The following is a 16,128-nucleotide window of genomic DNA, read 5'->3' on the forward strand; positions in this document are numbered from 1 at the left end:
AAACCCATGAAGGTCCTTATCTGTGACGGGATGCACGCTCAGGGTTTGAACATTTTACGTGCCGATTCGGACGTGGAAGTTTTGGCGCCGGATCAGCCCAGCGCCGACCAGATTCGAGAGATGCTGCCGGAATGCGACGCCATGGTGGTGCGCAGTCGCACCAAAGTTACCGAAGAACTCCTGGACAACGCTCCTCGCCTTAAGGTGATCGGCCGAGCGGGTACAGGTGTGGACAATATCAATGTTCCTGCAGCCAGTGCTCGTGGAATTCTTGTCATGAACACGCCTGGAGCCAACGCCATGGCGGCCGCGGAACACACGATGGCTCTGATGCTGGCTCTGGCTCGCCATGTGCCTCAAGCGACCCAGTCCATGCGAGAAGGCCGCTGGGACAAGAAGCGTTTCATGGGCACCGAACTGTACCAACAAACCCTGGGGATCATCGGCCTGGGGAAAATTGGAACCATTGTCGCCGATCGGGCTCTTGGTTTCAAAATGAACGTGCTGGCCCATGACCCACACATCACCCCGGAAACAGCGGCCATTCTAGGAACCGAATGGGTAGAGCTTGACGAGTTGTGGCAGCGCTCAGACTTCATTACCCTCCACACACCCCTCACCCCCGAAACACGAAACCTCATCAATCGAGACACTCTCGCCAAAATGAAAAAGGGGGTACGAATCATCAACTGTGCCCGCGGTGGCCTCATCGACGAAGAGGCCCTCTATGAGGCGCTGGTGGCCGGACATGCGGCCGGAGCGGCCTTGGATGTTTTCGCCAAGGAACCTCCGGAAGGAAGCCCGCTCCTGACTTTACCCAATGTCATTTTCACGCCGCATTTGGGAGCTTCCAGTTACCAAGCCCAGGAAAACGTCTCCAGAGCCATCGCCACCCAGATTTTAGACTATCTGAAACGGGGTATTATTCGAAACGCCGTGAATTTTCCGTCCATCAGTGCTCGAGAATACGACCGTATTCGTCCCTACATGGTCCTCGCCGAAAGACTCGGACACCTGCACGGCCAGTTGAGCACGCCCATCGAACGCGTGGAAATCGAATACAGCGGCCCGGAACTTCAGGAATTACCATTGGATCCCTTGACCCAAAGCATCGCCAAGGGGCTTTTGGATCCCGTCCTGGCCGAAAAGGTCAATTTGGTGAACGCCCCCATGCTTTTGCAGGAACGCAAAATCCAGCTCACAGCCACCCGGACTTCAGAAAGTCGAGGCTACACCGGTCTCATTCGAGTCACCGTGGAAAGTAAGGGCCAAAAGAAATCAGCTACCGGCGCCGTTTTTCCCGAAAACGAAATCCGCCTTATTCGCCTCAACACCTATAGGTTGGAAGCTGAACTGGAAGGCATCAATCTGATTGTTCAAAACAAGGACACTCCTGGCGTTATCGGCTTTATCGGCACCACTTTGGGGGCCTATCAAGTGAACATTGCCAATATGCACCTGAGCCGCACGCCTGACAGGGACAGGGCTGTAGCCATTATTCGCCTTGATAGCGAAGCTCCCGAAGAAGCCCTACGAACCCTTCGAGAGAACCCAAGCATTCTTTCCGTCGAACAAGTGTGGTTGTAATGGCTTCAAAAAAGAACCTGCCCGGCCGGAGGGGGGAGCCGGGCAGGCCAAGGAGGGGTTAGGAGAAGGCGACATCGCGTTCGCCTACCTGTGCGTACTTTAATGACATCCTGAACGGAATTCAACCCCTCTGCGCAGAATCCTTGATGACATTTTCGTGGCAAACGAGCCCACCCCGCAGGTCAGGACGGCCAAGGGATGGGCGCCAAGGTCCCTAAATGTCTAGACGATAAACCCATCCAAAGGGATCTTCCTTCTCACCGTATTGAATCGCTGTGATTTCATCATAGAAACGTCGGGACCATTCCCCCACGCCTCCGTCGGCCACTTTGTAAATCTTGTCCTTGTAACAGACCTGACCTACGGGTGAAATGACAGCCGCGGTACCTGTTCCAAAAACTTCCTTCATCGTTCCGGACTCGATGGCGTCGACGACTTCATCAATGGCGATGGGTCGCTCATGGACGGTGAGGCCCCAATGTTTGGCCAAATGAATAACGGAATCGCGGGTGACCCCGGGAAGAATGGAACCGCTCAGGGGAGGTGTCACCAGTTCGTCTTTGAAGAGGAAGAAGATGTTCATGGTGCCCACTTCTTCCACGTAGCGGCGCTCCACGGCGTCCAACCACAGCACCTGCGTGTAGCCTTTTTTCTTGGCCACCTCCTGCGCACGAAGGCTCGCCGCGTAATTGGCCATGGTCTTGGCTTCCCCGACACCACCCCGCACGGCCCGCACATATTCGTCCGTGACATAGATTTTTACAGGATTGAACCCTTCCGGATAATAAGCTCCCACAGGCCCGGTAATCACATAGTGAATGTATTCCGTCGCCGGTCGCACACCCAGATGGGGTTCCGAAGCGATCATGGTAGGCCGGATGTAAAGGGAAGCGCCTTTGCTTCGAGGTACCCAGTCCGCATCCAGGCGCACCAAGGTTTCGATGGCCTGAAGGTGAAAATGAATGTCCACTTCGGGCATACATAGGCGCTGCGCGGACCGGTTGAAACGCTTCATGTTCTCCAAAGGACGAAAGAAGAGAATGCGTCCATCGGCGCAGCGGTAGGCTTTGAGCCCTTCAAATATGCCTTGGCCGTAATGAAGCACCATGGCGGCCGGATCCAAAGGCAGCGGCCCATAAGGGACAATACGGGCGTTTGTCCACCCGCCATCGGTCTTAAAGTCCATAAGGAACATATGATCCGTAAAGACTTTACCGAAAACCAATCCCGCATCCGCCGGTCGAGTTTTTCTCTGTTGCGGTGCCACAGCATGAATGGCGATTTCCATAGTCACCTCCCCACGAAGACTGACCCTTTTTCGATACAGAACCCCCTCTTTCCCACGATCCAAAGCCGACCCCGTCAGTGGGTCAAAATCTTGCTCAAGAACAGCCGCGTCCGCTCATTCTGCGGGTTGGTAAAAAACTCTTGAGGAGGCGCGCTTTCCAGTAAACGCCCCTCGTCCATGAACACCACGCGGTGCGCCACTTCCCGAGCGAACCCCATCTCGTGGGTGACCACCACCATGGTCATCCCTTCCTTGGCCAAATTCTTCATGACATCGAGCACTTCGTTAATCATTTCCGGATCCAATGCCGATGTCGGTTCATCGAACAGCATGATCTTGGGCCGCATGGCTAACCCTCGAGCAATGGCCACCCTCTGCTGTTGTCCTCCGGAAAGTTGCGCCGGGTAATGGTTCGCTTTTTCTCGAATCCCGACCTTCTCCAAAATCTCAAGCGCCAACTCCTCGGCTTCCTTTCTCGACATCTTACGAACCTTCATGGGAGCCAAGGTGATATTTTCCAAAGCCGTCATGTGCGGGTAGAGATTAAACTGCTGAAAGACAAAACCGATTTCAGCCCGCAGCTTGGTGATGTCTGTACGAGGATCGTTCAGATCCATGCCATCGACCACGATAGTTCCCTTTTGAATGGGTTCCAGTTTGTTGATGCAGCGAATCATGGTGCTCTTTCCCGACCCGCTCGGCCCACAGACCACCACCACTTCCCCAGCGGCCACATCAAAGTCGATATCCCTGAGGACATGCAACGGGCCGAACCATTTGTTGACACCCCGAAAAAGGATCATGGGCATTCCCATGGCACAGAACAGACTCCAGCGTTGCTTTCAAACGTCATCGGCGATGATTCGAAACGTTACATTACGCCACCGGGCGGCCCTGCGCAAGGATCGAAATCCCGACAATCGTACTCAAAAGCTTCGATCATCCGTGCGCCCGATAAAGAATCCCTGCCGGAAGAGAAACCCTTGTTTCCAAAAGTTTCCGCCGCGGTTTTCAAGGTGGTGTCTGAAGCAGCGAGCTGTGCCTTAAATTGAAAGACGGTTTTCGGATTTTTTGAGGAAGTTCCGCCAAAAAATCGTGAGGTTCCGACATTGTGGAAAAGACGTTGGCCGGGAACGGAAAAAACAGCCGAAAGAGTCTTTGACGCTTTAATCCCTTGCTCGATCCACGGTAAAGACCGCCATCATGAAACAGGCTGCACCCAAGAAAGCAAGCAGGACATAAGGAAAGGCATCCGGGGTTCGGCCAAAGGCTGCTTCGCGCATGGCTGAAGTGGCATGAGTAATCGGTAAGAACTGAAGCATTTTCTGAGCCCATACGGGCAGATGGGCTAAAGGAAAAAAGGTGCCGCCCAGAAAAGCCATGGGCGTGATGATAAAGTTGCTCATAAAAGCTTGATCCGCATGGGATTTTACGAGCATCGCCAAAGCCACGGCAAGCCCTGAAAAAACCAAGCTGTTTAAGATGAAAGCAGCCCAAAACAAGATGTTGTACGAGAGGAAAACCCCAAAGAGGGCCCCGAGCCCGATGATCACCAAACCGGCCAGCATGGCACGGGTCACGCCGGCCAGCACTTCGCCCAGCACGTAATCTACATGGCTTATGGGAGCCGCTTGAAACTCCTCAAAAATGTGCCAATAAAACCGTGCAATATTGATCTCGCTTCCTATGGCAAAGGCCTGCGTCATGCTCGTCATGGCCGCCAACCCAGGAATGAGAAATTCCAAGTAATCGGACCCTTGCACATGCACGTGCCGACCCATGCCATAGCCGAACGCCACCAGATAAAGCAGGGGCGCGACAGACCAGGAAAGCACCTGTCGGAATAAACGGCGACGTAGGATAAGAATTTCCCTTAGATAAACGGCGGCCCAAGCGCCACTCATGCCACCCTCTTTCCCGTATAGAACAGAAAGGCATCTTCCAGATTCACCCGTCGCAGAGTATAGCCGTTTCGATGAGCTTCGGCATACTGACGAGCCGATTCTCTGTCTGGAAAATAATGAGTCTGCATCTCGTTTTCCCGGTAGGAATCGATGGCCCATTGCCCCAGGCCGTCCATGAGTCTCCTCGGGGTGTCAATGACCACGATCTTGCCTTCATCGATGAAAGCCACGCGGTCGGCCAAAAATTCGGCTTCTTCGATGTAATGAGTGGTAAGAAACACCGTCACGCCGTCTTGCTGAATCTTTTTGACCAATGTCCAGATACGACGTCGAATGGCTGGATCCAGTCCCACCGTAGGCTCATCCAAAAACAAGACTCTCGGCCGATGCAACAAAGCTCGAGCGATCATGAGCCGCCGCTTCATGCCCCCGGAAAGGTGCTTGACCAAACTCGAGCGTTTCTCTTCCAGTCCGACATAATCGAGAAGTTCTTTGATACGATCCCGAATCGATTTGTTGCTCAAGCCGTAAAGTTTTCCATGAATGAGCAGGTTTTCTTCCACCGTCAGTTCCGCATCCAGGTTGACATGCTGCGTCACCAGCCCATGGAGTCTTTTCGCTTTCAAAGCTTCTTTTTCCACATCTTGACCGCCGATTAAAGCCCGACCGCCACTAGGCCGGGTTAAGCCTGTCAGGATGCGGATGGTGGTCGTCTTGCCGGCTCCATTGGGTCCAAGATAGGCGAAAAGCTCGCCCGCAGCCACGGACAAACTGACCCCTTTAAGAGCTTCCACCGACTTGTAACGTTTTTCCAGGTTTTCAATTTCGATCATGAAAAGCGCCTCATGGTCCGCCTGGAGGTTTTACCGAGTCCTTCCTTATAATTGTCCAAGAGCGAAAAATCCAGACCAGCGCTTTTCGGAGGCTAGCAACGAGTGGCCTTTAAGAGATAAAGACCAGGTTTATCAACCAGTTCCTGACATCGAAAACCTGCATCCATGAGAAGCCGTGCCATGGTGGGAGCATCGGGGAGCACGTCACGACGGACGTCGTCGTGAGAGGCATGATGGCGGGCAAGCTCCAGACGACTCAGCAAATGGGCGATGATCAAGTCCCCGCCCGGTTTAAGCACTCGAGCCATCTCGGACAAGGCTCGGGAGGGATCGTCAAAATGAGGAAAAGCCGCAAAACATAGGACCCGGTCGAAAACAGCACTTCGGCAGGGAATGGCATGGACGTCGGCCTGCAGGACATGGGCGGTCACTGCTTGGCATTTCTTCGCGGCTTCGAGGGTCATGGCTCGCGCCAAATCGAAAGCCACGATGAACCCCGTCGGCCCGATACGCTCAAGGATGTATGGGATAAGAATCCCGGGGCCTGTGCCTACATCCAAGACTTTTTCGCCGAGTCGTAAACCGAACTCAGGCAGAAGCCCTTCCAAACGACGTCGAACTTCTGGAGGATAACAGGATTCCTCCCATGTGCGGGCCCGCGCTTCAAAAAATTCCACCTTGGCAGTCATGGGGCGCTCCCTAGCCCTCATCTTGTTTTCTGTTGTTTACGATACAAGGAAGGATTCTTTTTGGATCCTAGGTTTCATAGGCATTTTCAGAGCGTGTCAGACCACTCGCAAGACCAAGGTCTTCATTGCCGTTTCATGGGAGGGGCACGGCGCGCCGTGCTTCTCCAAAACCGAAGCTGAGTCTTGTCCTGGGGGCCCGGGTCGCTACCCCGCCATTTTTGCGGGAAGCCCCTGAACCGCCGGGAAAACCACCGCTTCTTTCTCATTATCGAGCTTGGTTTTGGGCATTGACGCCAGTGCCCCCTTACCCTCTAAGTTTACCTGCGCTCACCGCGGGGACGCACCGATAAATGCGCCTCATGGCCGAACCATTTCTAAAACATGAGCTTGGCTCCCACCATCACATTGGTACCCGGCATGGGGTATCCAGGGAGATACTCGTAACTTTCATCCAAAATGTTTTCCACAGCCACATAAACTGTGCCTTCTACGTTGTTGAAAAGTAGAGGAAAACGGTAACTGAGTTTGCCGTTCATGAGGAAATAACCATCGACGCTTTGAGAGTTGATAACCCCGGCACGCCGAGCCTGCTCGCGAACGGGCATGGATCCCACATGTTCCCCGTCGAGACTGAGGGTCCAACGATCCAGAAAACGCCAATTGACCCCGGCACTCACCGTCCATTCAGGGGTATAGGGAAGATCTTCCGGGTCCGCATCCAAGTAAGTTATTCCTACGAACAAGGCCAACCGATCCATGGGATAAATCGTCGCCGTGGCTTCTACGCCTTTCAGAGTGTAGTCTTCCAAATTGGTATAAATAGGCGGAAAAGGAGGTGGAGGCAACACGACATAACGATCCGAACCTTTATCTCGAAACAGCGTGATATCGGTCGTCAACCAGGAACTCCACCGATGACGTAACCCGATTTCATAATGGTTCAGAACCTCGGCATCCAGACTTTTCCAGGAATCTTTCAGAGCCGGAAGGACACGCTCGGAAAAAACCACCACGTCCAACCCGGGATAAAGCACACCTCGGGCATACCTGGCGTATAGTTCCGTCTCCTTATACCCCAGTACAAGTCCTGTTTGAGGAGCCCATCGTGAATCAAAGTCTGTGTGATCGTAATAGCGAATACCGGCCGAAGGCACGACATGAAAACCTTGCCGGTCCCCGAACATGTGGCTAAAAGCCACAAACGGCGAGAGGATGGTGAAGCCGTGACCCTTCCATACGTCCTTTCTGCCATCCGTATAATAGGCGTCATAGTCGCCTTCGGTTCGCTCCCAGTCGAGACCCGCTGCGATTTCACCACCCGGCCAAAGGGCGAAACGTTCCCGCACCTTCAGTCCGTAAAACAAAAAATCATTGAACAGATCCTGTCGCACACCACTTGCAGAAGTGGGTTGATTCAACCAATCACCCTCCCCGCTGCTGCGGTACACTTTCAAGAATCCCGATGCCTTTTCGTATTCATTGGTCAAAGTCGCCGAAAGAAGCCAAAGGCGCGTTTCATAGCGTCCAAGGCGTTGGGACTTTGGAGCCCCTTGCACACCAGGATCGTCGGCATAATTGTCGTTCCACAGGGTGAAGGCATAGGCTTTCCAATGGGGATTCAGATCCAACCCCACACGTCCGTAAAGATTTCCCAAAGCTCCATCGGCGTTGTCGCGATGTCCGTCGGAACGACGGTAAGCGCCACCGACGTAATAATTGAAGGGAGCCACAGTGCCACCATGTTCTCCTCGAACCACCACGGTTTCATAGCTGCCGTAGGCACCCCCGAGCGTGGTGGTGAAACCTTCGGAAGGCGCGGTTTTGGGCACAAGGTTCACCACCCCGAAAGCATTGCCGAAAAGGTGTGGCTGCGGGCTTTTGTAAACTTCCACAGATTCCGCTGGATCGATGGGCAAAAGATCCAGCAGAGGGTGATTCCAAATGCTCATGTAAACCGGCACACCATCCACAAAGGTTTTGATTTCAGCGCCGGGCCGGCTTGATCCCAACCCGCGAATGAACACAGCTCCCCCTGTCGCCCCTCCAAAAGATCCCACAGGATTGTACCGAGATATGGTCACTCCAGGGGTCCGGCGCAGCGCTGTCTAAAGATCCTACGCGTTCAGGTCTTCCATCTGATCCTAAGTGACAACCGATTTCTGAGCAGCAAAGGCATCCCCTCGGTTACCTTCGATAATGGGTGACGCTACCACATGGACCGGCTCCAAAACCGCAGCCGTTCCAGGCTCCGCCGCGCCAGAAATGTCGGCCCCTAGAACATAGAGACCGAGGAGCCAAACGATACTCCCGACACTTTTCACACAGAAACGCCTTTTCATGACGTTAACCTCCTGACAATTTTTCCGCACATGAACGGCAACGGCTCCCCAATGGGGTACGGATCATTTTGCTCGGCATGGTCGGCTCCCCGCACCCGGAACACGGCCTCGAAGGTTCCATGCGAGCCCTTTCGGGTACCGGCCCTTCGACCCACGTGGCTTGGAACAAGGATTCAGGATCGGCTTGCAAAATCTCGCGAGTCCGTCGGGTGTGCAGTTCATGAAACTGAGCCTTTTGGGCCGCATCGGCCTCGCCGCTCATGATCTTTTTGAGAAGCTCAAGATGTTCTGGGTTATCGCCAAGCCCATCCCCTCTGAGAGCCACTCGAACGCCCCGGCCCAAAGGCCGGCTGTAAAGGGTCAAGGCGATTTTTCCATAATCCTTGTGATGAAAATTCCCTTTCCCAAACGTGCATCCGGTGAGAACCTGGACGGCGTCCACAAAACAGGCGTCGTTTTCCACCACGGCCACCAACTCCTCGTCTTCAGCCCGCTCTTGCCGAAGTTCTTTCAAGGCAAGCCTTGCGGCCACAAACCCCAAGGCCAACCCCGGACACTCATGGCCGTGAAACGCCGCGCACTGCTCCCACATCTCCGTGTTTTTCTTTTCCATATTGCCTTCCATCATCGTTCTTTCTCCATACTCCAAGAAAATGCAACGGAAAGCCGAACCTTTAAAACAATCCATCCTGATTTCGCGACGCCTCTTTCTCATTGAAGGCGAGGAACCCTTTGAAACCTAGACGCATGTGTGGAACCGGTTTCCAAAAAGCAAAGCCCATGAATTTTCGTTCAAAGATTTAGAATTCCAGACTCGCCGAAACCACGAACGTCAAAGGCGCTCCGGTATAATAACTGGCAGCACCTCCGCGATTGTCGTCAGAAACATTAATCAGCGAAATGTATTTTTTATTGAAGATATTATAGATGTCCAAAGAAAGGTTAAGCGTGTTGTCGAAAAATAGGTTCTTGATTTTGTAGCGTGCGCCGAAATCTACGACCATATAGCCGTCTATTTTCTCGTTGTGCTGAATATCCCCGTATCGTTCGCTAGAATACCTTAGGGAAGGAATAAGTTCCAGATCTTTGAAGCTGTATAACAAACCTGTTCGAACCATGACCTTAGGGGTATCCACCACCTGATCCCCTTTGACCGAATAGGTCTGTCCTTGATAATTGATGTCTTCATCATATTCCATGAACGTCACGGTCGGGTTGATAAAAAGGGTGAGATTCTTCATGAGAAAAACATTTGTTTCCACATCCAAGCCGTAGCTTCGCGCTTTCCCGATGTTTTGCTGGTAGCTCAAGTTGACCCTTGGATCGTAGACCGTGGTGAGAAGATTCTTGTGCTTGCCGTAGAACACCGTGGGGGCCAACTCCAACCAGGCGGTGTTCCAACGGAATCCGAGGTCCACATTGTCGGATCTTTCGATGTCGTAACCTTCAAAAAGATCGTTCAGGGTAAGGCCTGCCGCCCGAAAGGTGCTTCGGTTGGTATTGTAGAGGTTGATCAAGGGCATGTAGGCATAAGGACGAATGAAACTTTTGCCGTAACTGGCATAAACGGAAAAATCTTCACTAAGACGATAGCCGGCTCCAACCGTCGGCAGCCAAATGTCATAGTTTCGAGCTTCCCGGTTCAGATCCGGGGCCGGCACCGGGGTGTAACTGGGGGGTGGGGTTGTGTAGCCTTGACTGTCACTGTCCTCAAAACGAAAATATTTCATCCCAGCCTGCCAATCAAAGGGTCCATGCGATCCGGACACTTTCACATAAGGGCTGTGCACATAGGTGGTTCCCGAGGTGGCGGCGACACCGACCCCTCTGTAAACAAGGCCCATCCCCGCCATGCCATAGTTTTCGGAAGTGATGTTCATGTTCGCGGCTTCATACATGTACCCCAACGTCGCCGAAAAAGGCGCCAGAACTCCTCGCACTTCGCCTATAACGCCTTTTCGGTCGATATCTCGATATCTTTTTTGAACCATACCTCCTTGAGCCGTGCTGCCTTGACAAATTTCGGTGTCCTCGTCGGCATAATAAGGCTTGAGAACGAACTGAAGATGTTCCCAGGGCTTTACGGTCAATATGCCGAACACGTCGCTGTTGTTGTAGCTTCCCTTGTTGTAGTCGTAGTAATTTATATCCGTTGAAGGTGTTCCTGTCAGATCTGAGTTGTAATCCTTTGCATAGTTTTTGGAGAGGTTTCGCGTCTGCTGATATGTGAGAGGTCTATAAAGGTTTTGATCCAGGTCGTTGATGTTCACCCATAACTTAGCGTTCAACCATTGGCCCACATCCTGGCTCAGCATGAGGTTGGCGTTGTTTCGAGGGCCGATCTTTCCCGGGCCTTTCCACTTGTCCGCTTCCGTATAGGAATAGGAAGCGCTGAGCTTTGTTGCCAAAGGGCCCAAACGTCCGGAATCCACGCGGCCTTCGGAGCGCGTATAGGTGTGCGATCCCACACTTTGGCCCAGATGCACTCCGAAATCGTCCTGAGGCCAACGAGGCTGCAACCACAGGGCGCCGCCGCGGGATCCTATGCCGGTGCCGATATCTCCTGGAACCGCACCCTTGTAGAGAGAAATGGATTCCACATTCATCATGTCGTAGATATAGTCCCGAGGCCCAATGGGATTGCCGCCGTAATTGGGAATTCCTTCCACGGTAAGCGCCGCCAGGTAACCGCGCACACCCCGAACTCGCATGGCCTGCTGTTCCGCCGCCAACCCGAAGGGATCCGGGCTTTCCACCTGCACTCCTGGAAGAATGCGTAAGGTTTCATAGACGCTGGTCGAAGCGCGCGGCCCCTGAGCCTCCATGCCTTTTTTGGTCACCGCTGTTCCCGTGTAAACGGTCTCGTCGGCCTGTCGGGTCGGAGTCAGAATCTTTTCGGCCTGAACCACGATGTCCTCGATTTTTTTCTCTGAAGATCCGCTCTGTTCGGCCGAAACAACCAAGGCCGGTAACAGCATCGCCGCTAGAGTCGCCATGCAAAGAACCCAGGTACGCTTCGGCTTGAGGCGCCTTTGTGTCTCTCCCTCTCTTGTGCCGCTTTTTGCCCCTGTTCTGATTGTCGTGTCCATGGAGCCCTCCTCCTCTGATCGGATCTGTCGTTGAGAACGATGCGCTTCAGCGGCGGATACACGGGTTCCCTGTGCCCGAATTTTTTCTCGTTTTATCGTGAAACCAGACAGCAACCGGTTCTACGGCTCGACCCCTTCGTGGGGCATCGCGTTTCTTGCCCTTCATGGGGCTGAGGTCGCTTCCAGCGACACGACCCCTCCAAGGGGCCCGTACAGTTGTTCCATTTCCGCGTACACAGACCGGCCTACAAAGGTGCCGTAAATCCGATCCGCGGCTTGGCGTAGGTCCACGTCGGTAAAGTGTTCCGGGTAAAGCACTTTGCCGACGGCCACGGCATCCACGAGAGCTGATTCCACATTGGTGGCGTAAGCGTTGAAGGGGAATAAAAGGTAAACGCGTCGGTTTTGAAACGCTTTCAAGCGACGGTAAAAGGCGCCATGTTTTCTGAAATCTTCTTCCACAAGCCGCAAACCGCCGCCGTCGATGAACACCACTTCAGGGTTTAGGACCAGGAGCTGCTCCCGGTCCAAAAACAGGTGACCGCCAAGGCGACTCTGAATGGATTCCGCTGCATGGGTGACGTGGTTCCATAGAAAAGGCACATAATGCAGTTCTGTACTCAAGATGCCGTAAGCCCCCTTGTACCCGATGCCTCCCACATAAGCTCGAGGCCTTTTCGATGCGGGCACACCCTCGGTGCGACGCTGAAGATCTTCACGGAGTTCTTCTACAAAGCGAGCTAATTCTTGAGCACGTTCTTCACGGCCCAGAACCTTTCCGGCCACGCGCAAGGAATTGAGGATTTCCTCGTCGAAGGAAGCAAATCGCCCGTAGCTCAAGACCACCACGGGCACTCCAGCCATGCGGCTCACTTCGTCCGCCAGAGCCCTATCCATATAGGTCGTGAACACCACATCCGGTTTGACGGCCAGAAGGGGCTCGATATCGGGTTTCGTGTTGATGCTGGTGGGACCTCCGGGACCGATGAGAGGCAGCTGAGCCAGTCGGGGATGTGCCATCCGATAGGGACGACCGGAAGCACTGGTCTTTTCAATGCCTTCCACACCGACCACCAGGTCTTCAGCTTGCAAGTAGACGATGAAACGCAAGGCTCCAGGTCCCAGGCAAATGATGCGGCGAGGCGTTTGCGCAAAGTGTACCGTGCGCCCGGCCGTGTCGATTACTGAAAAAGGCTGCGCCGCCCAGGACCCCGAACCGAAAAGAAAATACGCCGACACAACGAGACTTAGGCATTTTCTCATAAAGCATCCTTTGGTTGACTCGCTTTCTCCTGCGAAAAGAATGACCTGAAGCCTTGAGCCCAAAAACCGTCAAGCTTGTCCACCGGCGAATTGCTCCTGGGAGAACGGGCGTCCCGCTCATCCACTCTGTGGGCTGAAGACCCATGATTTCAGAATTTCACCTGTTTCAGGTTTGTGGGGGCGACAAAGCACCTCATCCCGACAAAATGGCCTTGGATGCCACGGTCTTTCGTGCTCTCGGAAAAACTCTCAGGCCTCCCTGACTTATTTGGGCACAACCACCAAAACATCCTCGATACGGCACACCAGCACATCGACCCCATAGATTCGGCGCACGATCTCGGCGGACACTTCATCGGGTGATACGGCCTTTTCGATACGGCCGTCTTTGAGAAAAAGAAGACGGTCACAAAAGCGCAGGGCCATATTGAGATCATGAATGGCCGCTATCACGGCCAAAGAGTCCTTACGGCTGATGTGGCGCACAAGCCGCATCATTTCTATCTGGTTTTTCAGGTCCAAATGGTTGGTCGGTTCATCCAGGAGCAGCACCTTGGGTTTTTGGGCAATGGCTTTCGCCAAAAGGACTTTTTGAGCTTCGCCGCCGCTGAGGGTCGAAAAACGGCGATGGGCTAACGGCCCCAAATCCATAGTCGTGAGGATCCGTTCCACATTGTGCACATCCTGACGGGTAGGTCCCCAGCGCCGATGAGGGAGAGCCCCCAGGAGGACTACTTCAAAAACCGTTAACTCGGAATCCTTACTCTTTTGCGGCACGGAGGCCATCGAACGAGCAATCCCTTTGGGTCCTAGAAGCCGCAGATCCTCGCCTTCCAACAGGACCGAGCCGATTCGAGGCTGAAGAACGCCGTTGAGACATCTAAGCAGCGTGGATTTACCGGCACCGTTGGTGCCGCACACCGCCACGATTTCCCCAGGGCCCACGTCAAAGCGAACCCCTTGAAGCACCGCATGACTGTTGTATTGAAATTCAATGTCCAGCACGGAAAGAATCATGGTCGCCTTTTGAGTAACAAGGTCAAAAAGAATGGGGCTCCGAGAAATGATGTCACCACGCCCACGGGAAAAGAGCCTGTTCCAAACACCACACGGGAGAAGGTATCGGCAAGGAGCAACAAAGCGGCGCCTAACACAGCGGAAACAGGGACCAGGAACCTGTGATCTGCTCCCACGATATGCCGGGCCGCATGAGGGGCAATGAGTCCCACAAAGGCAATGACTCCATGAAAAGCCGTGGCCAAAGCCGAGACCAAAGCCGCGACGACGAGTCCTTGCCAGCGAAGTGTTTCCACGGAAATACCAAGGGTTTTAGCGGGTTCTTCGCCCATATCCAGAGCGTTGAGGTGCCAGCGCCACACATACCCTATGAACCACAGCACCAACACAGCCACACTCAGCCAACCGATCTGGCTCCAGTTGGATCGTCCCACATCACCGAAACTCCAGGCCACCGCCATAGCCAACCGAGTCTCATCGCTAAGAACCTGCAGCAGCACCGTTGCCGCTCCAAAAAGTGAAGACAGTGCCACGCCCGAAAGAATGACAGCCTCCGGCGTGAGGCCTCGAAGCCGTCCCAAGACAACGATGAGCCCCGTGGCTGCCAAGGAACCCACAAAAGCGGCTACGGCTGTCCAAAAGGGGCCGGCTTGAAAAAGAATGATGACACAGGCGGCTCCGAAAGCCGCTCCCTGACTGATTCCCAGCGTGGAAGGGGACCCCAGAGGGTTTCTGAGCAGTGTTTGGATAAAAAGGCCGGCCAAGGCCAAACCCGCCCCCACGGAAAGGCTTGCGGCAATACGAGGTAGTCGAATGTTCCACACGACCAAGACGTTTGTGTCGTCCACGAGCCGAAAAAAGGAACGAAAGAGCTGCCCAAGGTTCATGGGGTAGGTTCCAGAACTCACCGCGATCACGGCCAAAACGCCTGTGGCGCCTGCCAGGGTAAAAAGGATTTTTCGCTTTCTTCTGGCCTTGAGCCAAAAGGTTTCTGCGAGTCTGTAGCTCATACAGCTCACTTCCCGAGAAGGTGTTTTCCAACAAAAAGAAAAGGGCACACAAACGCCGTTTCCCTTTCTCCAAGGAGTTAAAAACGGCCTTCGTGGCCCTTTTTCAGGCTCGAAAAGGGAAGCGCTTCATGCGCATCCCGGAACGTGCAGGGCGGACGCGGAGCGGACACATCGGGCCGCCCCTCAAAAATCAGAGGACAAGGTGTCGGTTCGCCCCTACAAACTCAGAAAACCCGGCGGACACTTGGTATGCCTTTGGATGGTGTTGTTTGGAGGCATGACCCAGAATCCGCCGGAACACGTCTTTTGGTGGTGAGGGCCGGACACATCAAGCCTCGAGCCGCCCCGACAGACTCTGAGGTCAGGGCGGGCGTCTGCGCTCGCCCGCGCACAAAGCCCGCTTTTGAACGAGTTGCCGGGACAACGAAGCCCGATGTGACTACTGGGCTTCAAACAGAATCTTGTGATCCACCAGATTCATGATCTTGATACGGCCCCGAATTGTCTTGCGATCCCCAAAGATTCCCACAAGACGCCAAGTATCCTCACCCTCCGGTTCCACAATGTCCACCGATTCCATGAGGAGCTCTTCCCGGCCATCCTTGATCACATAGGCGTTGGCTTCACACATTGCTGATGACCTCCTTGATTTTCCCTTCCACAGCGGCCTGGACTAAGTGGGGAAGCGGTTCTTTAACGACGCCAACAATTTCCACCTTTTCTTGACTTAGTGGAATAAGCACCTTCTGTGCCGGACAGGATGCCACAGCTTCAGCGATCTTGGGAGTCACTTCCCCGAGCATGCTGTGAGCCCATGTGACCGAAATAGGGCCCACGACGCAATCCGCGGTCGAGACCGTCCAGCAGATGGCACTTTCCCCGGTGGCACCACGGTTCGCCCCGGCTTTGAGCATCTGGGATGTGGCAATGGCGTTTGTCCCTAAGGCGATCACTTCCACACTTTCTCCAAAAGCGGCTTTGAGAGCCTTGATGACGGCGGCTCCAATGCCACCGCCTTGACCGTCGATCACACAGATTCGTTTTATGGACATTCCATAAACTCGCTTTCCGTTGTCTTATGAAGAGATGCCCAATGTTGGCAAGGAAGC

Annotated in this window: 15 protein-coding genes; 1 reads left to right on the forward strand and 14 read right to left on the reverse strand. The window is 53.9% G+C overall.

Annotation, left to right across the window (positions count from 1 at the left end):
• Positions 1-6 precede the first annotated feature (6 nt).
• A complete protein-coding gene (gene serA / locus WHS46_06650; GenBank protein MEJ5348351.1) occupies positions 7-1,587 on the forward strand; it encodes a phosphoglycerate dehydrogenase in 1,581 nt (526 codons plus the stop codon).
• A 214-nt stretch (positions 1,588-1,801) separates the two neighbouring features.
• On the opposite strand, the gene WHS46_06655 is transcribed toward serA, so the two are convergent.
• The 14 genes from WHS46_06655 to WHS46_06720 all read right to left on the reverse strand — a co-directional run bounded on the left by WHS46_06655 (position 1,802) and on the right by WHS46_06720 (position 16,071).
• Entirely contained in the window at positions 1,802-2,938 is a 1,137-nt protein-coding gene (locus WHS46_06655; protein ID MEJ5348352.1) for a branched-chain amino acid aminotransferase, read from the reverse strand.
• Positions 2,939-2,949: 11 nt separating this feature from the next.
• Positions 2,950-3,678, reverse strand: coding sequence for an amino acid ABC transporter ATP-binding protein (locus tag WHS46_06660; GenBank protein ID MEJ5348353.1), 729 nt, complete (start codon positions 3,676-3,678; stop codon positions 2,950-2,952).
• Positions 3,679-4,041: 363 nt separating this feature from the next.
• On the reverse strand, positions 4,042-4,779 hold the full coding sequence (locus WHS46_06665) for an ABC transporter permease (GenBank protein ID MEJ5348354.1): 738 nt from the start codon (positions 4,777-4,779) through the stop codon (positions 4,042-4,044).
• Positions 4,776-5,612 (reverse strand): ATP-binding cassette domain-containing protein, encoded by an 837-nt coding sequence (locus tag WHS46_06670; GenBank protein ID MEJ5348355.1) that lies wholly within the window; start codon positions 5,610-5,612, stop codon positions 4,776-4,778. Before WHS46_06670 ends, WHS46_06665 begins: the two co-directional genes overlap by 4 nt.
• 92 nt (positions 5,613-5,704) lie before the next feature.
• Complete coding sequence (locus WHS46_06675) at positions 5,705-6,301, reverse strand: class I SAM-dependent methyltransferase (GenBank protein ID MEJ5348356.1); 597 nt, start codon at positions 6,299-6,301, stop codon at positions 5,705-5,707.
• Positions 6,302-6,675: 374 nt separating this feature from the next.
• Positions 6,676-8,400: a TonB-dependent receptor plug domain-containing protein gene (locus WHS46_06680; protein MEJ5348357.1), complete on the reverse strand. Its 1,725-nt coding sequence runs from the start codon at positions 8,398-8,400 to the stop codon at positions 6,676-6,678.
• 42 nt (positions 8,401-8,442) lie between these two features.
• Complete coding sequence (locus WHS46_06685) at positions 8,443-8,640, reverse strand: hypothetical protein (protein MEJ5348358.1); 198 nt, start codon at positions 8,638-8,640, stop codon at positions 8,443-8,445.
• A 4-nt stretch (positions 8,641-8,644) separates the two neighbouring features.
• On the reverse strand, positions 8,645-9,268 hold the full coding sequence (locus WHS46_06690) for an FmdE family protein (protein MEJ5348359.1): 624 nt from the start codon (positions 9,266-9,268) through the stop codon (positions 8,645-8,647).
• Positions 9,269-9,440: 172 nt separating this feature from the next.
• Entirely contained in the window at positions 9,441-11,729 is a 2,289-nt protein-coding gene (locus WHS46_06695) for a TonB-dependent receptor (GenBank protein MEJ5348360.1), read from the reverse strand.
• A gap of 162 nt (positions 11,730-11,891) precedes the next feature.
• Positions 11,892-12,992, reverse strand: a complete 1,101-nt coding sequence (locus WHS46_06700; GenBank protein ID MEJ5348361.1) for an iron ABC transporter substrate-binding protein — start codon at positions 12,990-12,992, stop codon at positions 11,892-11,894.
• 264 nt (positions 12,993-13,256) lie between these two features.
• Positions 13,257-14,009: an ABC transporter ATP-binding protein gene (locus WHS46_06705; protein ID MEJ5348362.1), complete on the reverse strand. Its 753-nt coding sequence runs from the start codon at positions 14,007-14,009 to the stop codon at positions 13,257-13,259.
• Positions 14,006-15,019 (reverse strand): iron ABC transporter permease, encoded by a 1,014-nt coding sequence (locus WHS46_06710; GenBank protein MEJ5348363.1) that lies wholly within the window; start codon positions 15,017-15,019, stop codon positions 14,006-14,008. The genes WHS46_06705 and WHS46_06710 overlap by 4 nt, the downstream gene beginning before the upstream one ends.
• A gap of 439 nt (positions 15,020-15,458) precedes the next feature.
• Positions 15,459-15,650, reverse strand: a complete 192-nt coding sequence (locus WHS46_06715; protein MEJ5348364.1) for a CooT family nickel-binding protein — start codon at positions 15,648-15,650, stop codon at positions 15,459-15,461.
• Positions 15,643-16,071 carry a DUF3842 family protein gene (locus WHS46_06720; protein MEJ5348365.1) on the reverse strand — a complete coding sequence of 143 codons (429 nt, stop codon included), beginning with the start codon at positions 16,069-16,071 and terminating at the stop codon, positions 15,643-15,645. Before WHS46_06720 ends, WHS46_06715 begins: the two co-directional genes overlap by 8 nt.
• Between the last annotated feature and the right edge of the window lie 57 nt (positions 16,072-16,128).

Source organism: Desulfosoma sp. (genome assembly GCA_037481875.1).
Lineage (GTDB): Bacteria > Desulfobacterota > Syntrophobacteria > Syntrophobacterales > DSM-9756 > Desulfosoma.

Coding starts and splice junctions, on each gene's coding strand:
- serA (MEJ5348351.1), top strand. CDS start 7: ATGAAGGTCCTTATCTGTGACGGGATGCACGCTCAGGGTTTGAACATT.
- WHS46_06660 (MEJ5348353.1), bottom strand. CDS start 3,678: ATGATCCTTTTTCGGGGTGTCAACAAATGGTTCGGCCCGTTGCATGTC.
- WHS46_06665 (MEJ5348354.1), bottom strand. CDS start 4,779: ATGAGTGGCGCTTGGGCCGCCGTTTATCTAAGGGAAATTCTTATCCTA.
- WHS46_06670 (MEJ5348355.1), bottom strand. CDS start 5,612: ATGATCGAAATTGAAAACCTGGAAAAACGTTACAAGTCGGTGGAAGCT.
- WHS46_06675 (MEJ5348356.1), bottom strand. CDS start 6,301: ATGACTGCCAAGGTGGAATTTTTTGAAGCGCGGGCCCGCACATGGGAG.
- WHS46_06685 (MEJ5348358.1), bottom strand. CDS start 8,640: ATGAAAAGGCGTTTCTGTGTGAAAAGTGTCGGGAGTATCGTTTGGCTC.
- WHS46_06690 (MEJ5348359.1), bottom strand. CDS start 9,268: ATGATGGAAGGCAATATGGAAAAGAAAAACACGGAGATGTGGGAGCAG.
- WHS46_06695 (MEJ5348360.1), bottom strand. CDS start 11,729: ATGGACACGACAATCAGAACAGGGGCAAAAAGCGGCACAAGAGAGGGA.
- WHS46_06700 (MEJ5348361.1), bottom strand. CDS start 12,992: ATGAGAAAATGCCTAAGTCTCGTTGTGTCGGCGTATTTTCTTTTCGGT.
- WHS46_06705 (MEJ5348362.1), bottom strand. CDS start 14,009: ATGATTCTTTCCGTGCTGGACATTGAATTTCAATACAACAGTCATGCG.
- WHS46_06710 (MEJ5348363.1), bottom strand. CDS start 15,019: ATGAGCTACAGACTCGCAGAAACCTTTTGGCTCAAGGCCAGAAGAAAG.
- WHS46_06715 (MEJ5348364.1), bottom strand. CDS start 15,650: ATGTGTGAAGCCAACGCCTATGTGATCAAGGATGGCCGGGAAGAGCTC.
- WHS46_06720 (MEJ5348365.1), bottom strand. CDS start 16,071: ATGTCCATAAAACGAATCTGTGTGATCGACGGTCAAGGCGGTGGCATT.